Source organism: Verrucomicrobiales bacterium (assembly GCA_016793885.1).
Taxonomy (GTDB): Bacteria; Verrucomicrobiota; Verrucomicrobiia; order Limisphaerales; family UBA11320; genus UBA11320.
Genome location: JAEUHE010000046.1, coordinates 1 through 19,954 on the forward strand (window position 1 = coordinate 1; position 19,954 = coordinate 19,954).

Here is a 19,954-nt window from a genome sequence, read left to right on the forward strand (position 1 = left end):
CCGCCTGAAGCCCAATCCATGCAGTCGTTCAGCACGCGTTTGCTTGATCTTTTTGCGAAATCCTTCGTTGTTCGTCGCTTACGTATTTCGCTCAATACGCTCGCTCCTCACGCCTCGGTTTTCGCAAAAACCTGCTGCGCAACCGCATGCCGCCCTACCGCATGGATTGGGCTGAAGGCGGAACTCCGTATAAGGGACCAGGGAGCCCGATGGACTTTGGATCAATCTTAGTCCCACCCGGAAACGACCACACCCTCATGCCCTCCACGCCGCCCATTTTCTGCTGGCCTTGCCCGAGGCTTCCCCCCTAAGTAGATGTTCATCGCACGAGCCGCCGATCCTTCGCGATGGTCTTCGGGGCTCCTGCCCATTGCCTCATCACATGAATAGCCCTCTGAATAGGCGGAGTTTCTTGGGTGGTCTGGCCGCCGGGTTTGCGGTCACACCGAGCCTGCTCGCCTCGGGAAGCAATCGTCCCGTGCCTCGTTCTCGCCCGAGAATCGCGGCACTGACGACCATCTACCATAAATACTCTCATTCCCAACATATCATCGATCGCTTTCTCGATGGTTATGGATGGAAGAGCGGACACCATCGCCCGGAGATGGACATCGTTTCCCTGTATGTCCAGCAGGTGGGTGACAATGACCTGAGTCGTGAGCGCGCAAGCCGCCACTCCCAGATGAAGATCTATCCGACGATCGCCGAGGCACTGACCTGCGGGGGGAGTAACTTGGCGGTCGATGGGGTCCTGCTCATTGGTGAGCATGGCAAGTACCCGGTGAACGAGAAGGGCCAGACCCTCTACCCGCGCTACGAATATTTCCAGCAGATCGTGGACGTTTACCGTCGTTCGGGAAAGACCGCTCCGGTGTTCAATGACAAACACCTTTCTTGGAACTGGGACCACGCCCTCGAGATGGTGGAGACCTCGCGTCGCATGGGTTTCGGCCTGATGGCCGGATCGTCACTTCCGGTAACCTGGCGTCAGCCGTCTGCCGACCTGCCTCGTGGCGCGCGAGTTGAGGAGGTGGTGGGGATCTGGAGCGGGTGGCTCGACGGGGGTGACTTCCACGTGCTGGAAGCCATGCAATGCCTGATGGAGCGTCGTCGCGGCGGCGAGACTGGTGTTCGCGCCGTGGAGGCCCTGCGCGGAGAACGCTTTTGGAAGGCGCTGGAGGCCGGATCCTGGGAAGCAGGAGGGTGGGATCGAAAATTGCTGGATTCGGCGTTGTCACGCAGCAACCAGCTGAACCCGTCTCGCGAGACCTACAGCAATGTCTTTCCGTCGACGGCCGATTTAAAGCGGCTGGCACCTGATTCCTACGCTTATCGCATCGAATACCTGGATGGCTTGCGCGCCACCGTCGTTCAACTTCGCGGGAAGGTCGTGGGGGATTGCAATGTCGCCGCTCGACTGCACGGTGGGGAAGTCTTCTCGCTGCAGTTTTACCTGCCGTACTACACAATGAGGAATTTTTTCAGCCCGCTGGTTCATCACATCGAGGCCCTCTTTAACACCGGTCGCTCTCCCTATCCGATCGAGCGCACGTTGCTGACCACCGGGCTTACGGCGGCGGGAATCGAATCCCTCTTCCAGCAGCAGCGCCGTTTGGAGACCCCGCACTTGCACATCCGGTATCAACCCACTCGCGAGTCCACCTACTGGAGAAGCTAACCATGAATCGACGACATTTCCTTCACAGCTTGGGTGCGGCCGGCTTGGCAGTCGGCGTTGCTCCGGTCTGCGGTGCGACGGTATCAAACAAGCCACTTCGGGTGGCGATTGTTACCACGGTCTGGACCTATCTCTCCCATGCCCAACACATGGGCGATCGCTTTCTGGTCGGCTACCCGCGTCATGGTTCGTGGCATCTACCTCCTCTCAAGGTGGTGTCCCTGTACGTCGACCAGCGTCCGGCTGGCGACCTGAGCGCGCAGCGCGCCCGCGAACATGGGTTTTCGATCTACCCCACCATTGCCGAAGCCCTGCGCTGCGGGGGATCGCGTCTGGCGGTGGATGCGGTGGTGATTATTGGCGAGCACGGGGACTATCCACGGAATGCCAAGGGACAGATTCTGTATCCCCGGTATGAGTTTTTTCAGGAAGCCGTGCGAGTCTTCGAACAGGACGGTCGAGCGGTCCCGGTCTTCAACGACAAGCACCTTTCCTATAGCTGGGAGAAGGCCCGGCGGATGGTCGCCGATTCCAAGCGCTTGAAGTTCCCCTTCCTGGCTGGCTCGTCGCTGCCGGTCACGTGGCGGCTCCCCGCGGTCGAGATTCCCTATGGTGCCCGCATCAAGGAAGCGCTGATGGTGGGAGTAGGGGGATCGGATCCCATGGACTATCATGCCTTGGAGGCGATGCAGTGCATGGTGGAGCGACGTCGGGGCGGGGAGAGTGGCATCCGCTCCGTCCAGATGCTGGAGGGCGATGCGGTCTGGCGGGCGGGAGAGCAGGGGCGCTGGTCTCGTCGGCTCCTGCAGGCGGCGTTGTCCCGCTCGGATTCTTTGCAGGGAGATTCCGACCTCGATTCGCGCCCTCAGGACTTGGCCTCGAACGGGAAGCTTGCCGGGTTGGTCAAGAATCCGGCTGCCTACTTGATCGAACGGAACGATGGGCTGCGCACCACACTGCTTATGTTGAACGGCGCGTTGCAGGACTTCAACTTCGCCGCGGAGTTGCCGAATGGAGAGATCGTTTCGACCCAGTTCTTCTTGCCGCCTACCCCGAACGTGACGTACTCGGCCTGCTTGGTGGCTCAAATCGAGGAGATGATTGTCAAGGGACGCGCACCCTATCCGGTGGAGCGCACCCAGATTTCCAGCGCGATGCTCGATCGCTGTTTGGACTCGAAGGTGTCGGGATATGCACGGATCGAGACTCCCGAACTCAACATTCGCTATCGGGCTCCACGGGAATCTCGGTTTGGGGGCTGAGTTCGTGGAGTGGGCGGTTAGAAGTGCGTGAGGCTTGGAAAGGAAAAGTCACCCAGGTAGGGCGAGACTCCGTCGAGTCCTTGAATGCTCCAGGCTCAGCTGCACGCCGAGGGTGATCCCCGATGAGGGCCTCACCACGTGGATGCTCCCTCTGCGGTTCTCGCGGACGCTCCCTCACCCCTTTGAAACGTTGGGCATTCATCGGCTCGACGGAGTCTCTCCCTACCTTGTTGGAGGTTGGTGGCCTCAGCTCCCGATCTTTGACTCTTGCAGCTTCCCGTGAAACCTGGCATCACGAGCCCCCATTTCGTTTTGCCTGTGGCTGACTTACTCTATTCCGATCCCGAACGGTTTTGGGCTCGACTGCGGGATGAACACTTCCTGCTCGCGCCATCCCGAGTCTTTCTCAATCCTGGCAGCCTGGGCGTCATGCCGCGGTCGGTGCTCCAGGCGGTGACTGATTCGCTGACGCGCGGGGCGGAGTATCGCAGCGATGTCATGCATCGCTGGGGCTATGAGGCTTTGGAAGCGGAACGATCCGAGATGTCGGAATTCTTGGGCTGTCGCCTCGAAGAGCTGGCGTTCACCCACAACTGTACCGAGGCGATGAGCTACATCGCGAACGGTTTAGAACTCCAAGCGGGGGATGAGGTGCTCACAACCAATCAGGAGCATCCCGGAGGCAGTGCGTGCTGGAAACTGCGTCAGGCACGCCATGGGATCGTTGTTCGCGAGGTGGAGATTCCGCTGACTCCCCAGGGCCCGGAGGAGTTGGTAGACCGAATTCTTTCCGCGATATCGCCTCGGACGCGGGTGCTGAGCTTCAGCGGCGTGACCAGCCCCACCGGATTGGTTTTGCCGGCCAAGGAGATCTGTCGTGGCGCCCGTGAACGAGGGCTGATCGTGGTTCTCGATGGGGCACATATGGACGGTCAGGTGCCGGTGAATCTCCGCGACTTGGGATGCGATTATTTTGCCGGCAGCCCGCATAAATGGCTGTTCGCCCCCCCAGGCTGTGGCTTGCTCTTCGGGCGGGACACCCTTCTGGACGCCTTGTGGCCGTCGGTGGTCTCGGCGGGTTGGGACAATAAGGCCGGGCTGCATGCCGCCCGCTTCATGATGACCGGCACCAATAATCGATCGACGATTGATGGCATGATCGCGGGACTGCGTTTCCTGAGGAACCTGGGCGAGTCCGTCACCTTTGCTCGCATGCATCAGTTGGCTCGTTTGACCCGCGGTCTCGCCGCCAGTCGGGACTACCTCGAGGTGATCACTCCGGACGACTCACGCCTGTTTCAGGCCATGGTCTCCATCCGATTCAAAACGGATCCTGGGGAGTCCTTGTGGTCTGCTTTGGTGGCGGCCAACATCCATGTGTTGCGCGGTCAGCGCCTTCGCCTCTCGACCCAGGTTCATACGCGGCCCTCCGACATCGAAACATTCTTCGCCGTCTGCGACCAGGTGCTCGCTTGCTGATCCAGCTGATGAAAATTCGCCCGTCCACTCACGAATTCTTTGGTGGCCCCTGGCCTGACGGGTCCCCGGTCCGGTTCGGCCCGAACTCCGTCACCCGCTGGATGGTAGGGCTCATGATCGCCTCAGGGCTGACCGGGGCGGCCTTTTCCGCCGAGTGGACCATCCGCAACTCCGGCACGCGGCAAATTTTGAGTGGGGTGGAATGGTACAACGGACTGTTCCTCGCCGTGGGTTCCCAAGCCGGCTTGAAAAGCGCCGCTGGCGCTCCTCTGCAAAACCTCTTGCTGGCATCCAGAGGAGGGGAGGTCTGGCTGCCTCAATCTCTCCTTGTCAAAAACTCGCTTGCTGACCTCCACGCGGTTGGCACGAACCTGGTTGCGGTGGGCCACGAGGGGACCGTCTTGATCTCGGGCGGGGGCGGACGATGGGTAACCGGCATGTCCGAGGGACGTGGCACTCTGCACTCCGTGGTTGCGGGCGCGGGTCGTTGGGTGGCCGTGGGTGCCGGAGGGGTCCTGCAGACCTCTTCGGACGCTCACCGGTGGCAACTGATCTCCGGCCCAACACGATGGAGCCTCATGCGCGTCGCCCATGGACATGGCGCATTTATAGCGGTGGGTGACCTGGGGACCATCCTGCGCAGCACGAACGGGTTGGATTGGACGCTTCACCCTGGCGGTACGCGCAATCTGCTGCTGGGAGTTGCAGCATATAACGGTGGATTCGTGGCGGTGGGCGATCAAGGAACCATTCTGCTGTCGAAGGATGGTTTGAGCTGGCAGGCGGCGAAATCCAACACTCGAGCCTTGCTCACCAGCGTGACTGATGGTCCTCGGGGGTTGGTTGCGGTGGGAGCGGGCGGAACGGTGGTGAGCAGTGCTGACGGACAAACTTGGGTGGCCTCTCAGCATCGACCGCATGCCCTGCTTTTAGATGTGGCGAGCGGAGGAGGAAGCTATGTTGCCGTTGGCGACCTGGGTTGCATTTTGCAGTGGGCGGACCTGAGGGTTCCGTCGCCGCCATGATTTGGACTTGAGGCCTCCGCGGCTGGGTGCTATTGCCAGCGGGTGATGCTTCTTCGCCTGAATCTGATGAATCTTCGGACCGCCTTTGCTCTCGTTGGGTGTTTAGTGATGGCTGCCCACCCTACCGGTGCGCAAACGCCGGTGTCCACGCTCGATACCAAGCCTGCTTTCATGCAGGTGGTGACCAACTTCGTTTATCGTACGAATGCCATTGTGGTGACCAACTACGTCGTCACCACCAATGCCGTCGCTGTTACCAATTATTACAACGCCCAAGGGGTTTTCCTTCAGCCGGTCACCAGCATCCCGGGGCTGGTTCCGATTCCTCAGACTCCTGTCCCGGCGGCCGCGCCTGCGCCTGCTCCTGCTCCAGCCGCTCCGGATCCGGCGGTGGTCAAGGCCGGCCAGCTCCAGGCGGTGCGTGATCTGCTCATACAAGGTTTAGCCACCTCCTCAAACCAGCTGGCCCTTGCGGGCAGCTTTACCACCAACGTTCAGCAGCAGATCCAGATCCCGCAGGGGTTGACCTCGTTTGATCGACGCAAGAGCCAGTCCCTGATCACGGCGATGAATTTGACGGCGGAGAAGGCCGCCCCGTCGGTGATCGCGCTGCTGGCCAAGACCGCGGGCCAATTCCAAACCGACGACCCGGCTGCGGTGATCAAGGGGAATGCCGATGCCGCGACTCGCGGCTTCCTGACCTCGCAGCGGCCGGCGTTGGATCCCCAGATTTTCCTGCTGGTGCAGCAGGCCGCGGCCGACACCCGGCTTCGAGAGACTTACAACAGTGTGATGCTCAAGGGCGGGGGGTTGCTGGGTGCCGTTCTGGGCTCGGGCCCGGCGGTGGATATCGAGGCTCATGTTACTCAGGGGCTGCTGCAAGCCATTGTTAACCACTGGGCCGTCCAGGAGAAAACCATTCGAACCGATGCTGCTGCGCGAAAGACCCCGGCGCTGCAGCAGGCCTTCAAATAGGGCGATGTCCCGACTTGGCGGGAGTTTACTGTGGGTGGGGCTCGGTCTCGCCTGCGGGCCTTTGCTTATGTCCCAAACGCCATCGCCATCCTTGTCGCCATCGCTCGGCATGGCCAATCACGAACGGTGGATGTCGGCGGCCCCGGCAGTGCCGGAGTTCATTGTTCCCGCGACGGTGGAAGAATGGATCCCGAAGCGGCATGAGATCCGCTCTCGGCTCCTTTCGCTGCTAGGCGAGCTCCCGGCTCGGCCCCGGGTGCCCCAGGTTCGCTTGGTGAGCCGAGTCCAGCGAGACGGCTTCGTGGAGGAAATGTTCCAGTTCGACAATGGCGCGGGCGCCGTCGTCACCGGCACCTTGCTGCTTCCCGAGAAACGCTCGGGACTCGCTCCGGCGGTGCTCTATTGCCATTGGCATGGCGGACACTATGACTCGGGACGCCAGGAGCTTTTCCAGACCAATGCCGTTCCGGAACCACCCGGCCCAGCTCTCGTTCGGCAGGGTTATGTGGTGCTGGCGATCGATGCCTATTGCTTCGGCGAACGAAACGGCGCCGGCCCCGGTGGGGCGGCGGAGAAGGGCTCGGGCGGTGAAATGACCGCCTCCAAGTTCCAGCTCTGGATGGGACGTACGCTGTGGGGGATGATGATCAGGGATGATCTCATGGCGTTGGATTATCTGTGCAGCCGTCCCGAGGTGGATGCTCAGAGAATCGCCGTTACTGGTATCAGCATGGGGGCCACCCGAACCTGGTGGATTACCGCTTTGGACGACCGTCCTAAGACCGGCATCGCGGTCGGGTGTTTGACCCGGTATCAAGACCTCATTCAGGCCGAGGGACTCAAGCATCATGGGATTTACTACTTTGTTCCCGGGATGCTTCGTCACTTTGACACGGAGGCGGTGGTTGCTCTTTCGGCCCCGCGGCCGATGTTGTTTATGACCGGAGATAAGGATCAGGGTTCTCCCGCTTCGGGAATCCGAACCATTGATGCCAAAGTCCGGCTGATCTATGGGCTGCATGGCCGTGCGGATGCTTTCGTGAATGAGATCTATCCGGGAGTGGGGCATGTCTACACGCCCGAGATGTGGCGGCGGACCCTGGCTTGGTTGGATCGGGAGCTGAGCCCGAAGTTTTGAGTCGCTTGCTGAAGGTGACTTTTCCATACTTTCATCGTGATGAAGTCAATGACGGGTCATGGATGGGGCGAGCACGCGGTCGATGGTCATAAGATCTCCGTGGAGCTGAGTTCGGTGAATCGCAAACAGAGCGAGATCACGGTCAATATGCCTCGCGAACTGGATGCCTTGGAATCCCGGATTCGCGATGAAGTCAACCGCAAGGTGGCGCGGGGGCGCGTGCTGGTGAGCATTTCGCTGCATGCCATGGAAGGGCAGGAGGCGGCCTCGGTTGCCCTGAACGTTCCGTTGGCGCGCGCCTACACCAAAGCCTTTCGTAAGCTTGCCAAAGACCTCGGGCTTAATAGCGAAGTGACCCTGGACCAGGTGCTTCGATCTCCTGGCGTGGTTCAAAACAATCAGGGCCTGGCGGAGCCGGAATCCTATTGGGCTGGGATCAAGGCCGCCTTGGAGAAGGGTCTTGAACAGTTGGTTCAAATGCGGGAGCGGGAGGGAAAACATCTGCTCAAGGACTTGAGCTCCCGGATTAAATCCATGCGGCAGGCGGTGGCGCGCGTGCAGAAGCAAGCGCCGCAGGTGCAGGAACGCTATCGTCAAAATCTGCTGGAACGAATCCGGGCTGCCGGTTTGGACAACGCCGATCTTCAGGACGATCGTCTGCACAAGGAGGTCATCTACTTCGCGGATCGATCGGACATATCCGAAGAGCTGACCCGTTTGCGCGCCCATTTTGATCAGTTTGACACAGTAGTCCAGCAGGCGGATCCGGTTGGCCGAACCCTTGACTTTCTGGCGCAGGAATTGAATCGGGAGATCAACACCCTGGGAGCCAAGGCGAACGACAGCCAGATTTCCCGAGAAGTGGTGCTGCTGAAGACCGAGTTGGAAAAGTTTCGCGAACAGGTTCAGAACGTCGAATGACCATCAGTCGATGAAGACTCAAGAAGGATCTAGTCCATTGCTCGTGCTGCTCTCCGCTCCCTCGGGGGCTGGCAAGACCACCCTTTGCCAGGAGCTTCTCGCCGCACGACCTGGCTTCACTCGGGCCATTACCTGCACCACCCGCCAGCCCCGGCCCGGAGAACGAGAGGGCATCGACTATTTCTTCTTGGACCAAGCCACCTTCCGCCGCCGGCTCGAGGCGGGGGACTTCTTAGAGCATGCGCGGGTCTACGAGAATTACTATGGCACCCTCAAAGCCGAGGTGACGGGGAAACTGCAGCAAGGCCTTGATGTGTTGCTGACCGTGGATGTTCAGGGCGCGCGGTCCATTCAGGCCATCGCGGCCGCCGATCCAGTGATGAATGCCGCTCTTGTCTCCGTCTTTCTGACTCCGAAGACCTTGGGCGAACTGGAGCAACGCTTGCGAAAACGCAACCAGAATGACCCAGCCGACCTTGCCAAACGGCTCGCCGAGGCTCGACGGGAGTTGGCCTGCTGGGAGGAATTTGCCTATCTCCTCATCAGTACCACCATTCCTGAAGACCTGAGACGCATGCTGGCGATTGTCGATGCCGAGCGGATGCGTCAGTCGCGCTCACTTCCTCCTGAATCATGAATACCCCTAAGCTCATCGTGCTCGGCGTCACCGGCTCGATCGCGGCACACAAGGCGGCCGATCTGACCAGCTTGCTCGCCAAGCAGGGATGCGATGTTCGAGTCGTGATGACCCGAGATGCCCAGCGATTTATTACCCCGCTCCCGTTTAAGACCTTGTCGCGGCATCCGGTCGTCACCGATCTCTACGATGAAGATGAGGGGTGGCAGCCGACTCATGTCAAGTGGGCGGATGAAGCGGACTTGCTCTTGATAGCCCCGGCCACGGCCAACGTCATTGCCAAGTTGGCCGCTGGGTTGGCGGATGATGCGTTGACCTGCATCGCCCTGGCATTGCGTCCGGAGGCCAAACTGCTCATCGCCCCTGCCATGAATGGCAAGATGTGGCAACATCCGGCCACTCAGGACAATGTAGTCCGACTTAAACAACGGGGGGCTGAGTTTGTGGGCCCGGATTCCGGCCTCCTCTCCTGCGGGTATGAAGGGATTGGTCGGCTTGAGCCGGTGGAATCGATCGCCGAGACCGCTTTTGCCATGCTGGGTGTCAAGCGGCCTGGAGTGTCCAAGCCCCCTCGATCACGTGGCAAAGGTTGATTCCGGGTCAACTATGGAAGTCCGCGACCTAGCTTCCTTTCGATGGCTGGCGAGCGGCCGAGATGCTTTTGCAGCGATGCAGGCATCGATCGTGGCTGCCACGAAGTCGATCCTCCTGGAGACCTATATCTGTTCCGATGGGGTTATCGCGCGGGAGATCCGTGACGCCTTGGTGGCGGCCTGCAGACGGGGGGTGGAGGTCCAGGTCTTGATCGACGCGTTTGGGTCGATTGAGCTCAAGTCATCGTTTTGGGATCCGCTGGTGGAGGTAGGAGGTCAATTCCGATGGTTTAACCCTCTCGCCCTCGACCGTTTCGCCTGTCGAAACCATCGTAAGTTGTTGGTCTGTGACCGTGAAGTGGCCTTCGTGGGGGGATATAACCTGAGCGACGAGTATAACGGGGACGGGGTTGGCCAGGGGTGGCGAGATCTCGGGCTGGAGCTACACGGGGACATCGTTCCTGAGTTGGCTGAGAGCTTTGTCTTCATGTTCGGACAGGCGAGCGTGAGGCACGATTTGTGGCAGCGCATTCGTCCGTTGGGTCGTGACTCGGTGTCGGCTGGGCGCAATTGGAAACTTCTGCTGAACATCCCCAGTTTTCGGCGGCATGCGATCAAGCGGACTCTGGTTGAAGATCTAGCCCAGGCGAAATCCATTAGGATGATCGCGGCTTACTTTTTGCCCACTTGGCGCATTCGGACCACTTTGATGAGACGTGCTCGGGTTGGCGGTCGGGTGCAATTGATTTTGGCCGGCAAGTCGGATGTGCGGTTGGCCCAATTGGCCAGCCATCGGTTGTACGAGATGCTGCTGCGGGCGGGGGTAGAGGTTTACGAGTATCAGCCGCAAGTGCTCCATGCCAAGTTGGTGATCATCGACCACGCAGTCTTCGGAGGCTCCTGCAACATGGACCTTCGTAGCCTCAATGTGAACTATGAGCTGATGGTTCGTGTTTCGGATCCCAAGCTGGCCGAAGAAGCGCATGCTCTGTTCGAGGCTGACCTGGTCCATTGCCGCCGGATCACCACCGCAGAGTGGCGAGCGAAACGCGGATGGTGGACCCGAGTACAGGAGAGTGTCGCGTATTTTCTCCTCGCTCGTCTCGATCCTTTCATAGCTCGCTGGCAGATGCGTAGTTTGAGGTAGTGGTGTAAGTGGCTTCTAAATAGTTGGTTGCGTGTTTTCTGGGTGGACTGAATCTCCGTCCCCTGAGTGCCGATGGAAGGAGGAAGATCGGAAGCTCTGAGCGAGGGTAGCATCAGCAGCCTCCGAGAGTTGAAGTCATTGCTATGAAAACCGCCTTTTGGTTCTTGATCGCCGTTGTTGGGGTGTTGCTGGCCATCACCGTTTCTGAAACTGAGAAGCTCAAGGTCGCCTATAGCGAGCTGGACCAGAGCATGGCGCAGAATGCCAAAGTCAACGCCAAGTTGCTCCAGCTTCAACGGAAGAACATCGCCGTTGCACAAACTCCTGCTCCGTAAGCAGAATTTCCTCAAGGTTTTCTTCCGAACGATCGATGTCTCAAGAGTTGCTGAGACACGGCTCAGCTAGAATCTCGTGTGATATCCATGCTTATCCAATTTCAAACCCAGTGGAATCGCAAGATGGGGGACTCTGATCGAAGGGTCGCCGCCTTCCTGTGCCTGGCCCGCTTTCATGATTTGAACGCTCGACGCGCTCAGGAGAAACTCGCCTCTCCTACCCAGCCCGGTCTGCCTCCAGTGCGGTTGATCCCGCGTCGACGCCCCTCAGCTTGAGTTGAGTTTAGCCAGGGTGGGTGGAGTGCGCCAGTTAGCTCTAGTTCTAGATTCAGTGAGAAAGGATGCTCGGATGAAACCCATTAACGACGACTTGGCCAAGCTTTTGAGGAGAACGATGGGTTTGAACCCCCAGGCCGTTTCCCCCAGCAGCCTCGAGGAGGCCGTCGCCGCCCGTATGTCGGATCACGGGATCCGGAGCCGGGCCAAATACCTGGCAATCTTGCGGTGCTCACGCCAGGAGAGACAGAGCCTGGTTGAGGGCATCCGCCTCCCTTCCGGAGACTTCTTTGCTCACATCGAACCTTTGCGGGCTTTGCAAAGGTGGGTGACGAACCATTGGCTGGCTCGTCCCTCCAAGAAACCGCTGCGGGTTCTGAGTGTCCCCTGCGCCACCGGGGAAGAACCCTATTCGCTGGCCATCTCCCTCCTGGAGTCAGGCTTGCAGGCGAGTCAATTCCATATCGATGCTGTCGATATCAATGATCGCGCCCTGAGACACGCGGCTGCGGCCTTCTATCCAGACGGCGCTTTGCGTCATACGCCGGAACCCATTCGGGATCGTTACTTTCAGAGGGAATTCAGCGGACGCCGCATTTGTGCTTCCGTGCGTTCTCAAGTCGCTTTCCTGAAAGGTGATCTTCTCGGGAAGCTTCGGCTGTCCGACTCCTACGACATCATCTTTGGACGCAGCCTGATGATGTATTTCGTCGCGCCGGCTCAGCAGCGGATCCTCAAGCAATTGGAAAGACTGCTCCGCCCGGGAGGCTTGTTGATCGTCGGCCCCACGCAAATCCGGACCAACAAAAAGGCCGAGACGCCCACTTGGTCCACCCCGAATTCCGGCGGGTTGATCGGAAGTCAGTCGGTTTTGTCTCCGGTGGGGCTCCAGCTCTCGACTGTCTCGCTGAGCGACGAAGGCCGGGCTCGACTCCGCGAGGCGGCGAGTCTGGTGGATGCCCACCGTTGCAACGAAGCAGCTGATCTCTGCATTCGCGTGCTGCACGAACATCGGGCCGTCGCTCAGGCGATCTACCTGCTCGGTCGGATCGCCCAGGTGGAAGGCCGTCACTTTGAAGCCCGGGAATTCTTTCGCCGGGCTCTTTACCTCCAGCCGCGCCACCGGCAGGCTCAGGAGCACCTCAAGCAGGTGATTCCGCCCACGCGTCCGCGCCGGGTTCGAGCGTGAGTTCAGGCAGCTCTCGAGTCTTCAAGTCCCGTAGAGGGCTACCGCCCCCCACCCATTTCGAAGCACACCCGATGGGCAACTCAGCCCGCAAACGGTGTCGCAAACGGGCTTGATTCGTCGGCCGGGTTCCGTTACTGCATGGGACATCACCATGAAAAACACCGTTAGCACCTTCGTTGCCCTGCTCCTGCTGATCACTGCCTCTTGGTCTCGAGCTGCTAGCTCGGATGCCGACATCCAGCTGGGGATTCAAACCTGGACCCTCCGTCAGCTGAACTTCGACCAGGTGGTCGAGTTTGCCGTGAAGCACGGCGTAAAGACCCTTCAGCTCATCCCGAACCACATCGATCCCTACGCGCCTCTCGCCGAGATCCAGCGCAAGAAGGCGATTCTCGACAAGAACGGGCTCAAGGCGTACACCTTTGGCGTCGCGGGAACGTCGCTGGACCGGGAGAAGAACCGGCAATTGTTTGTCTTCGCCAAGGAGATGGGCATGAAGCTGATCATCGTCGAACCAAGCGACTTCAAGATTTTCGACAACCTGGAGGAGTTGGCCAAGGAATTCGATATCCGGGTCGCCATTCACAATCACGGGATCCGTTCGATGTATGGGAATCCCGCGGTCGTCAAAAATGTGATCAAGCATCGGGATTCCCGCATTGGAGTTTGCCTGGATGTGGGATGGATCACCGCGGCCGGCTTCGACGCCGCTAAAGTGTTTCGGGAGTATGAAGGCCGCGTGTATGACATCCATTTGAAGGACAAGAAAGTTGAGGCCGCTTTGGGAGACACGGTTTCCACAGACACTCACATCGGTGAAGGCAGCGCCAACTACAAGGGACTCATCGCCGAGCTCAAGAAGTCCGGATGGAAAGGTGTGATGGCGGTCGAGACCGACAGCCAGGCTTTTGCACTGAACCCGGCGGAGTTTGTCGACAAAGCCAAAACCTTTTTTGTCGGAAACGTCGGTGTCGTCCATTAACTTTTCCTCCCGCGGACGCCTCTCCGCTACGGTGCTGATCGATGGAGGCGTCTCGGGTTTCTAAAACCTATTCCTTTTGCCGCCTATGAAGCCAACCACTCGCCTTCCGCGCCGTCGCTTTCTCGCTGCCACTGCCTTTACGCTCGCCATGCCGCAGATACTGACGGCGCAGAAGGCCCCAAAGCTGCCGGTGGTCGGCAGTGGCGATCATCGCTACGAAGTCCAGCATGACTGGGTTCAGTTGCCGGCCAAGTATTCCTGGCAAACCACCCACAATGTGGCGGTGGACAAGCATGACAATCTGTACGTCATTCACGAAGGGCGCGAGAACATCAAGGACCATCCGTCCATCTTTGTGTTCGATCGCAAAGGAAAGTTCATCCGCGCTTTCGGAAGCCAGTTCCAAGGAGGCGGCCACGGACTGGAGGTGGTCACTGAGGGGCGTGAGCAGTTCCTCTACGTGACCGGCTATCAGCAGTTGAAAAACTTTGCGAAGCTAACTCTGAAGGGCGAGATGATCTGGGAGAAACGGGCACCCATGGAATCAGGGCTTTATCCGGCAGAGGAGGATTCCAAGCCGAAGAAACGATGGGGACGTGATGCCTTTATGCCCACCAACTACGCCTTCCTGCCCGATGGGGGGTTCTATCTGGCCGATGGCTACGGATCCTTCCGCATGCACCGTTACGACAAACAGGGCAAATGGATGTCTATGTTCGGCGGCGTCGGGACGGGACCGGGGGAGTTCAATACATCACATGGCATCTGCTATGACAACCGGCCGGGGCGGGAACCATCGATCGCCGTCGCCGATCGAGCGAACAAGCGCCTCCAATGGTTCACCTTGGAAGGGAAACATCTCAAGACTCTCGATGGGTTTATCCTTCCGGCTAACATGGATATCCACAAGGACGTGATGTTGGTTCCCGACCTAAGCGCGCGGATCACGTTGCTGGACAAGGACGATAAAGTCATCGCGCACTTGGGAGAAGACGAGGCCTGGCGAGCCCAGGTTCTGAAGGACGGCATGAAGCTGCGAGGCCAGCCTAAGGGTGAGGGATGGGTTTCCGGAAAGTTCCTTCACCCGCACGACGCGTGCTTCGATTCTCGTGGCAACATTTTCGTTGCCGAGTGGGTCAACACCGGGCGAATCACCAAGTTGCGAAAGCTGAGCTAGCAGCCTGTCGGACATGTGCCGACCGGACGTAAGTCCGGCTGTGGAGCCTGATCGTGCTGGAGCGGGGCAACGCTGTCGAGTTTTGCCTGGGTCCCCGCTTCGTCAATATGGATCACGACACACCACTTCTTTTGCCCCCCAATTTGCGTGATTGGGGAGACATCGGATGAAGACTCAGAAGGGGCGGGAGAATTACAAGCCGAGGCAGCAGACGGTGGAGCCGGTGTTTGGAATCATCAAAAGTGTGCTGGGGTTTCGGAGGTTCATGCTGCGTGGGTTAGGTAAAGTGAAGCTGGAGTGGACCCTGGTAAGCACGGCCTACGACCTTAAGAGACTGCACCGGATGGTGGGGGCGATCTGAAAAACAAATGGGGCGGGATCAGTTGGGGCAAAAGAGAGCACTCCTGACCAGTCAGACGAGGTTTCCTCACCCCGACTCCGAGTCGGGGTGATTGCTAGCAGGCCGACGCCAAGAAAGCCCTCGAACCAAGCAATAGCCCGGGTGGGCACCCCGCTGAACGTCATTGTAAGTCCGACGGTCTGCTAGGCGGACAGCATCGGCATTTCACGCTCCTCGATGCGCACGCGCATCTTGTGCAGGGCGCGTTCTTGGATCTGGCGAATGCGCTCGCGCGTGAGCCCGAACTTGTCGCCGATCTCCTCAAGGGTTCGCTCCTCGTCGCCGCCTAAGCCGAAGCGGAGCGCGAGGATTTCGCGTTCGCGGTCATTAAGAGTATCGAGCACTTCGTTGACCATGGCATTGTCCGCCTGCAGCCGGGCATCCTCGAACGGAGTGGTAGCGGTGGGATCCGCGACCACATCTGCCAGCCGATTCGATTCATCATCCCCATTGAGGGGTGCGTCCAGAGAGCTGGGGGACACCAAGGCTTGTCGATAGTGACGGACCCAACCGGCCTCGAGGCCCAACTCTTCCGCCACTTCGGCATCATTGGGCATGCGGCCAAGCAGCTCTTGAAGGCGGGTTTCGACGGCCCGGATTTGGACCCTCTTCTCGACGACGTGGGCTGGCAGGCGAATGGTCTTGGATTGGTTCGCTAGCGCACGCCGGATGTTCTGTTTGATCCACCAGGCCGCGTAGGTCGACAACTTGGCTCCTTTATCGGGATCAAACCGTTCGACACCCTTAATCAGCCCCATGTTGCCCTCGCTGATCATGTCGAGCAAAGGCACTCCGAAGCCCTCGTATTCTCGGGCAATCTTCACCACGAGCCGGAGGTTGGCTTTGATCATATGCTCGCGAGCCTCCTCATCGCCGGCTTGGACACGTCGCGCCAAGGCGGTCTCCTCCTCAGCTGTCAGGAGCGGCGTCTGACCGATTTCGCGCAGGTAAAGTTCGTAAGCATCACGCCCCGTGTTCGAATAAGTGGAAACTGGGCCTTCGGGAGCCTTGGTTGCGACGGCTTCCTGGGCTGGTTCCGTCACCACTGACTGAATCGGCCGGGAGCCTGTGATCTCCAGTGGGGACACAGCCTTTCGCGTTGAAGAGCCCTGCGCGTTCTTCCGCATCTGCCGAGGCGGCGGCGGAGGGAGCATGGACCGCGGCGACCTGCCTTTCCGACTGTTGATCCGCGAGTTAGATTTCATACGCAATGCTTAATTGATCGTTTGCTGTAACCAGCTTCGTCGGAGCGAGAGCGACTCTTTTCCCATTCGGCTAACCATTTTCTGCTCGCTCCAACACCTCTTCGACAACATTTATGGTGCCAGGATTCAAAATACGCTCCGATACTCTTGCCCCTTCTCCTTCCGATCCTGCCAGACACCGAACTTCTGGTGCGGTTCCAGCTCGCCATCTCCTTCATAAACCCGGAAATGCGCCGTTTGTTGCTCTGAACTCTGCCAAATCCTGACTTACCCAAGCCTCGGCGGATTTTGCCCTGTGGAGGCCTGTCCCTTCTGCCCAAACCGCGACGCGATGGCGATATGCCCGGTTTTGGTGTGTCACATTGGCACATGGTGTCGCAGGCGTTTTCTCCAAGCGAGGTCTGTCCCCACTTGCGTGTCGGACGGCTTTGGAGGGGCGGCCTGGGGGAGCGGGAGAGGCCTGTCCCCGCTTTGGGTCTTAGGTTGGGTTGCGTCCGCCAGGAGGGCCCCTAGGTGCTCGATCGGGGCTGTTGGCACTCAACGGCAGTGAGGCCTGTCCCCAGTTGGATCCCCAACGGCAGTGAGGCCTGTCCCCAGTTGGGCCCTCAGTTGGATCGCGGAAGCGGCGCCGTGCTGGGGAGGGGGGGGGGTCGGAACGGGAGAGGCCTGTCCCCACTTGATGGTGCGGTCTTGGTTTCCGGGGTCCGCTCGCCTTTCGGAAGGGTTGATTCGGATGGCATCGCTGTCGGGTTCGCGTCACCCCACCATGGGGGATCGATTGGGTGGAAATTTTGACTTTCGGTCGGCTACCCGCTGGGGCATGGTTGGCTCATGGCACACATCGTCCGCCGTCCCGAGTGGTATCAGCCCGGTCTGCGTATCACCCCCGAGTCCTGCTTCTTCAACCGGCGCCATTTTCTGAAACAGCTGGGGTTTTCCAGTGTCGGCCTGATGGGAGCCGGACCTTGGCTGCAGGGTGCAGAGACGACCGGAGGAGCCAAGCCCTCCTATCCCTTTCCCCGCAACAAGGATTTTAGCCCGGACTGGACGCTTACCAATGAGGACGTTGCCGGGTCCTATAATAATTTCTACGAGTTCTCCCTGGATAAGGAGGCGGTCAAGCACCTGACTTCCAAGTTTGTCACCAGCCCTTGGTCAATAGAGATCACCGGGCTTTGCGACCATCCCATGACGGTGAACTTGGAGGAGTGGATCAGCAAGAATCCCCTCGAGGAACGCGTCTACCGGTTCCGCTGTGTCGAGGCTTGGGCCATGATCGTCCCCTGGACCGGCTTCCCACTCGCGAAGTTGATCGAGCAGGCCAAGCCGAAGTCCGAAGCGAAGTTTGTTCGCTTCGAAACAGCTAACCGTCCAGAACAGTTTCCGGGCTACACAAGTCCTCGGACCGCACGTTATCCTTGGCCTTACTTCGAAGGACTGCGCATGGACGAGGCGATGCATCCGCTCACGTTTATGGCCACGGGGATCTACGGCAAGCCCATGCCCAAACAGCATGGAGCCCCGGTGCGACTGGTTGTGCCATGGAAGTATGGTTACAAGAGCATCAAGTCGATCGCCAAGATTGAGTTCGTCGCCGCCCAGCCCAAGACTTTCTGGGAAACGCTGAGCGCGGAGGAGTATCCTTTCGAATCGAATGTCAATCCCAAGGTGCCGCACCCTCGCTGGTCGCAGGCAACCGAACGGATGATTGATACCGGCACCCGGGTGCGGACTCAGCTCTACAATGGCTACGGCAATTTGGTCAGCAAACTCTACCCGAATGCCTAATCGATGGCTTAAGACCGGGAACGTTTTCCTTCAACGCGCCCTCACGACCTTTCCTCTATGCCCGTTCCGGTTCTGAACGTCAGTCAAATGCGATCTTGGGAGCAAGCGAGCTGGAAGGCTGGCCGCTCTCAGCTCGAAGTGATCCGCCGGGTGGGCCATCTGGTAGCCGAGCGGGCCCATAAGATGTTGAAAAAGGGCGATTCGGTGGTGGCTTTGTATGGACGCGGCAACAATGGGCAGGATGTGCTCCAAGCCTGCCGGCTCTTCGTAGACCATGAGGTTCATCGGATCGAGGCCATCCATCCGGGCCAGGCGCTGGAGCAGTTCAACTCGATTTGCTCCCTCAAACCGGGGTTGTTGTTGGATGGCATCTTCGGCACCGGATTGAGCCGTCCCCTCGATCCCGAGTTTCAGAGGCTCATCCACGCCATCAACGAGTCGGGCATTCCCGTGCTGTCTGTTGATCTGCCTTCGGGTTTGGATGCCAACACCGGCGAGCCGGCGGGTGCTGCGGTTCGAGCCCAAGTGACTCTCACTCTCGGAGCCGCTAAGCAGGGACTCTTGCTCGCTCGGTCATGGCCCTATGTCGGGAGGCTTGAGGTTGCCCCCAACATCGGGCTGATCGATTGTCCCTATGCGTCGGAAACTCAGTGGATACACGCTGCCGATTTTCGCTCGTTTCCACCGCAGCGCCCGGTTGGCGGCCATAAGGGAACTTTCGGTCATCTGGCGGTGGTGGCGGGAAGCGTGGGCTATCATGGAGCGGCGGTCTTGGCCGCGCGAGGTGCTCAGCGCGCTCAACCGGGTCTGATCACTTTGTTCACGCCTGGTGGGATTTACGTTCCCGTGGCCGCCCAACTGCAATCCGTCATGGTGAAACCTTTCGACGCCCCGGTTAGCTTGCCGCCGCGTTGCTCCGGAATTTTGGTGGGGCCGGGGATGGAAGATCCGTCGCTCGCCCCTCAGTGGGGCCCGTGGATCGCAGAACAATGGAGGACGGCAGGGCAGGCGATGGTGGTTGACGCGAGTGCGCTGGCTTGGATCCCGCCCGGAGCGCTTTCTCCCGACCGCAGCGCGCTGAGGGTGATCACTCCCCATCCCGGAGAAGCGGCTCGTTTGCTGGGGTGCTCCACAGAAGAGATTATGAACCGTCGGCTCGAGGTGGTGCGGGAACTCTCGTCCCGATTCGGTGGCTGCTGGGTTGTTCTGAAAGGCTATCAGACCGTTATTGGTCGCTGTGAAGGCCTGCTTTCCATCAATTCCTCCGGCAACCCGCACTTGGGGCAGGGCGGTAGTGGCGATGTGCTGGCGGGTTGGATCGCGGGACTCTTGAGTCAGCCGCTACTCCAGCAGGAGGTGGGGCGTACGTTGCGCTATGCCGTTTGGCGTCATGGGGCCCTAGCCGATGATCTGGAACGAAGCCGTCCGAATTGGACCATCGAGGATCTGGTTCTCTGGCCGACTGTTACCGGCATCGCTCCCGACCCACGCCCATCGGTACTTCCCGACATTCTGGAGTAACTGCTCCGCTCGGGCGTCGGAAATCAAGGGGAGACTGATGACCCTCCAGCCGTAGCGGGGGCCTCAATAAGCTCGGAAACCGATAGCCGGTTCTTTCTTTAGCCCCGTGCCATTTTTCCAGTAGCGCTTTCCGTAAGCCACGTTTAAGATTCTAATTACACCATGCTACCTGGGGTGGCAGTTCTGTTCGGTTTTGCCGTGCTGTCGAGAGGAGCCTCTTGGGCTC

Annotated in this window: 19 protein-coding genes; 18 read left to right on the forward strand and 1 reads right to left on the reverse strand. The window is 59.4% G+C overall.

Annotation, left to right across the window (positions count from 1 at the left end; all coding sequences use genetic code 11):
• Positions 1-382: 382 nt before the first annotated feature.
• From JNN07_06375 to JNN07_06450, 16 genes are all read left to right on the forward strand, one after another.
• Positions 383-1,678 (forward strand): hypothetical protein, encoded by a 1,296-nt coding sequence (locus JNN07_06375; protein ID MBL9167349.1) that lies wholly within the window; start codon positions 383-385, stop codon positions 1,676-1,678.
• Between the two features lie 2 nt (positions 1,679-1,680).
• Positions 1,681-2,940 (forward strand): hypothetical protein, encoded by a 1,260-nt coding sequence (locus JNN07_06380; GenBank protein MBL9167350.1) that lies wholly within the window; start codon positions 1,681-1,683, stop codon positions 2,938-2,940.
• 318 nt (positions 2,941-3,258) lie between these two features.
• The gene (locus tag JNN07_06385; GenBank protein MBL9167351.1) at positions 3,259-4,419 is read left to right on the forward strand and encodes an aminotransferase class V-fold PLP-dependent enzyme; all 1,161 of its coding nucleotides are present in this window, start codon (positions 3,259-3,261) and stop codon (positions 4,417-4,419) included.
• An 8-nt stretch (positions 4,420-4,427) separates the two neighbouring features.
• Positions 4,428-5,444 (forward strand): hypothetical protein, encoded by a 1,017-nt coding sequence (locus JNN07_06390; protein MBL9167352.1) that lies wholly within the window; start codon positions 4,428-4,430, stop codon positions 5,442-5,444.
• 66 nt (positions 5,445-5,510) lie between these two features.
• On the forward strand, positions 5,511-6,419 hold the full coding sequence (locus tag JNN07_06395; GenBank protein MBL9167353.1) for a DUF4197 family protein: 909 nt from the start codon (positions 5,511-5,513) through the stop codon (positions 6,417-6,419).
• Between the two features lie 91 nt (positions 6,420-6,510).
• Positions 6,511-7,557: a prolyl oligopeptidase family serine peptidase gene (locus JNN07_06400; protein ID MBL9167354.1), complete on the forward strand. Its 1,047-nt coding sequence runs from the start codon at positions 6,511-6,513 to the stop codon at positions 7,555-7,557.
• A 48-nt stretch (positions 7,558-7,605) separates the two neighbouring features.
• On the forward strand, positions 7,606-8,478 hold the full coding sequence (locus JNN07_06405) for a YicC family protein (protein MBL9167355.1): 873 nt from the start codon (positions 7,606-7,608) through the stop codon (positions 8,476-8,478).
• Positions 8,479-8,488: 10 nt separating this feature from the next.
• Positions 8,489-9,115, forward strand: a complete 627-nt coding sequence (gmk, locus tag JNN07_06410) for a guanylate kinase (protein MBL9167356.1) — start codon at positions 8,489-8,491, stop codon at positions 9,113-9,115.
• Positions 9,112-9,708, forward strand: a complete 597-nt coding sequence (locus JNN07_06415; GenBank protein ID MBL9167357.1) for a phosphopantothenoylcysteine decarboxylase — start codon at positions 9,112-9,114, stop codon at positions 9,706-9,708. The genes gmk and JNN07_06415 overlap by 4 nt, the downstream gene beginning before the upstream one ends.
• A gap of 13 nt (positions 9,709-9,721) precedes the next feature.
• Positions 9,722-10,855: a hypothetical protein gene (locus JNN07_06420; GenBank protein MBL9167358.1), complete on the forward strand. Its 1,134-nt coding sequence runs from the start codon at positions 9,722-9,724 to the stop codon at positions 10,853-10,855.
• A gap of 143 nt (positions 10,856-10,998) precedes the next feature.
• Positions 10,999-11,190 carry a hypothetical protein gene (locus JNN07_06425; GenBank protein MBL9167359.1) on the forward strand — a complete coding sequence of 64 codons (192 nt, stop codon included), beginning with the start codon at positions 10,999-11,001 and terminating at the stop codon, positions 11,188-11,190.
• Between the two features lie 87 nt (positions 11,191-11,277).
• Positions 11,278-11,466: a hypothetical protein gene (locus tag JNN07_06430; GenBank protein MBL9167360.1), complete on the forward strand. Its 189-nt coding sequence runs from the start codon at positions 11,278-11,280 to the stop codon at positions 11,464-11,466.
• A gap of 73 nt (positions 11,467-11,539) precedes the next feature.
• Entirely contained in the window at positions 11,540-12,655 is a 1,116-nt protein-coding gene (locus JNN07_06435; protein ID MBL9167361.1) for a methyltransferase domain-containing protein, read from the forward strand.
• A 151-nt stretch (positions 12,656-12,806) separates the two neighbouring features.
• Positions 12,807-13,637 carry a sugar phosphate isomerase/epimerase gene (locus tag JNN07_06440; GenBank protein ID MBL9167362.1) on the forward strand — a complete coding sequence of 277 codons (831 nt, stop codon included), beginning with the start codon at positions 12,807-12,809 and terminating at the stop codon, positions 13,635-13,637.
• 85 nt (positions 13,638-13,722) lie between these two features.
• Positions 13,723-14,814, forward strand: a complete 1,092-nt coding sequence (locus tag JNN07_06445) for a hypothetical protein (protein MBL9167363.1) — start codon at positions 13,723-13,725, stop codon at positions 14,812-14,814.
• Between the two features lie 166 nt (positions 14,815-14,980).
• Positions 14,981-15,175 carry a transposase gene (locus JNN07_06450; protein MBL9167364.1) on the forward strand — a complete coding sequence of 65 codons (195 nt, stop codon included), beginning with the start codon at positions 14,981-14,983 and terminating at the stop codon, positions 15,173-15,175.
• Between the two features lie 182 nt (positions 15,176-15,357).
• Here JNN07_06450 and JNN07_06455 read toward each other — a convergent pair whose 3' ends face one another.
• Positions 15,358-16,419 carry a sigma-70 family RNA polymerase sigma factor gene (locus tag JNN07_06455; GenBank protein ID MBL9167365.1) on the reverse strand — a complete coding sequence of 354 codons (1,062 nt, stop codon included), beginning with the start codon at positions 16,417-16,419 and terminating at the stop codon, positions 15,358-15,360.
• A gap of 831 nt (positions 16,420-17,250) precedes the next feature.
• Between JNN07_06455 and msrP the strand changes: the two genes are divergently transcribed.
• Positions 17,251-18,207, forward strand: coding sequence for a protein-methionine-sulfoxide reductase catalytic subunit MsrP (gene msrP, locus JNN07_06460; protein MBL9167366.1), 957 nt, complete (start codon positions 17,251-17,253; stop codon positions 18,205-18,207).
• A 57-nt stretch (positions 18,208-18,264) separates the two neighbouring features.
• Positions 18,265-19,728 carry an NAD(P)H-hydrate dehydratase gene (locus tag JNN07_06465; protein MBL9167367.1) on the forward strand — a complete coding sequence of 488 codons (1,464 nt, stop codon included), beginning with the start codon at positions 18,265-18,267 and terminating at the stop codon, positions 19,726-19,728.
• The last annotated feature ends 226 nt before the right edge of the window (positions 19,729-19,954 follow it).